This is a genomic window from Acetomicrobium mobile, from assembly GCF_937920065.1.
On the sequence record NZ_CALETC010000092.1, the window covers coordinates 1 to 2,082 of the forward strand.

Genomic DNA, 2,082 nt, shown 5'->3' on the forward strand with positions numbered 1-2,082 from the left:
GCTTTGCATGTTCTACCAACAAGGCGTGAAACTCCTGATACAATGCGACGTCTTTGGGTAAATTTGATTCGAACAATTTTTTTAGCTCCATGTAGCCCGCTCTTTCATCCGCCAAGTTCAGGGCGAAGGCAATTCGTTTAGTGTAAGCGTCGATGACAAATTGAGGTTGCTTGTAAGCATAAAGCAATATAGAATCGGCCGTCTCGTTGCCAACGCCTTTTACAGACAGCAAATCTTTTCGCGTCGGCGTCTTTTTGCTTAGACTCATAAAAAACTTCGTTGCTTCTTTCAAGTATAGCGCTTTTTGGTTATAAAATCCTGCGGGTTTTATGGCTCTTTTAAGCTCGCTATCACTTAAAGAAAGCAATGCATGAGGATTAAGGGCGCCCATTTGCCTTAAATTTTGAATCGCCCGCTCAACGGCCGACCAAGATGTGTTTTGAGTCAGTATCGCCCCAACTATGATCTCATATGCATCAAGTTCCGTTTTTGGATGCTCGTAGTCTCCAGGATGATAGCCGCCATCTTTTCCTTCTTCGACAAGACTCGTCAGCGGCCACCAGCCTTGTGGGCCGTAATGTTTTAAAAGCGCTTCATATATGATCAACAACTTTTTATTCATCTTGCCATCCATCCCTAACTATCTTAAACCATCTCTTTGATCTTTGCTGTTGCATTCCCCTCCTCAGGCACGCAGGAGATATCGACTATTAATGACGATCCGGAATAGAAACGTCAAAATCTTACTTGATACATGGACAGAATAAAGAAACGTAGTTAAAATACGATAAACTTGTTATGATCTATAAAGCAGTTGCACAAAAGGAGGCACAAAAACATGAATTTTCAGGGCAATACCTTGGCGATAATTTGCGGAGGTGGACCTGCTCCTGGCATAAACAACGTCATAGCTTCGGTAACCATAGAGGCACGAAACAACGGTTGGGACGTATTGGGCATTTACGACGGCTTTTCCCACCTAGCCACCGCCAACAAAAAAGTCATCCCCCTCACTATCGACATGGTAAGCCGCATCCATAAAGAAGGAGGAAGCATAATCAGGACGTCTCGTTTTAACCCCACCAAAAGCGAGGCCATCCTTCGAACAGTTGTAGAAAACCTCGTTGACTTGGGAGTCACCCATATAGTCACCATCGGAGGAGACGATACCGCCTACGCCGCACATAAAGTATCCGAGTTTGCAAGAGAAAAGCTAGGGCTCAACATACGCTTTGTCCACGTCCCAAAGACCATAGATAATGATTTGCCCTTGCCGGAGGGCCTTCCTACTTTCGGCTATGAAACGGCCAGGGCCTTGGGCGCCGAACTCGTCATGAACCTCATGGAAGACGCAAAGACAATGGGCCGTTGGTTTTTGGTCGTCACAATGGGCCGAGTCAGCGGGCATCTGGCCTTAGGGATCGGCAAAAGTGCAAGCGCCACGCTTACCATCATTCCAGAGGAATTCGAGGGCGAGACCATAAGCCTGAAACACGTCATTGATATCATGAGCGGCACGATCATAAAAAGATTAGCCTTAGAAAGAGACCACGGCGTGATAGTGGCCGCGGAAGGGTTAATTTCAAAGATGTCGTCCCACGAATTGTCAGCCATAGATTCCATAGAAAAAGACGAATATGGCCATGTTCGCTACGCCGAGATCAACTTCTCCGACGTGCTAAAAAGACAGCTCAACGGCGAACTCAAGAAGATGGACATTCCCATATCCGTTCAGAACAAAGAAATCGGATACGAGGTAAGGTGTGCTCCCCCGAACCCCTTCGACGTGGAATACACGCGCAACTTAGGCTACGGAGCCTTTAAGTTTTTGGCAGACGGCGGCACCAACGCAATAATAACGATACAAAATAACCAATTAACCCCTATCATGTTCGATGACATCGTAGATCCCACGACAGGCAAGATGAAGATAAGAACCGTTGACATCAACTCCCTGCAGTACCGCATAGCCAGAGAATACATGATCAGGCTCACCCGGGATGACTTTGAGTCAAAATTCTTCGTCAACAAGATGGCCCGCATCGCCAACATGACGCCCCAGGACTTCATCGAAAAATACGG

At 46.6% G+C, this 2,082-nt stretch carries 2 protein-coding genes; one reads left to right on the forward strand and one right to left on the reverse strand.

Annotation, left to right across the window (positions count from 1 at the left end):
• Positions 1 to 622 (reverse strand): endonuclease III domain-containing protein (locus Q7P41_RS03960; RefSeq protein WP_303882286.1); only part of this gene is annotated, 622 nt, incomplete at its 3' end.
• A gap of 216 nt (positions 623 to 838) precedes the next feature.
• Here Q7P41_RS03960 and pfp point away from each other — a divergent pair.
• Positions 839 to 2,082: diphosphate--fructose-6-phosphate 1-phosphotransferase (pfp, locus tag Q7P41_RS03965; RefSeq protein WP_303882287.1), on the forward strand; the 1,244-nt coding region annotated here is incomplete at its 3' end.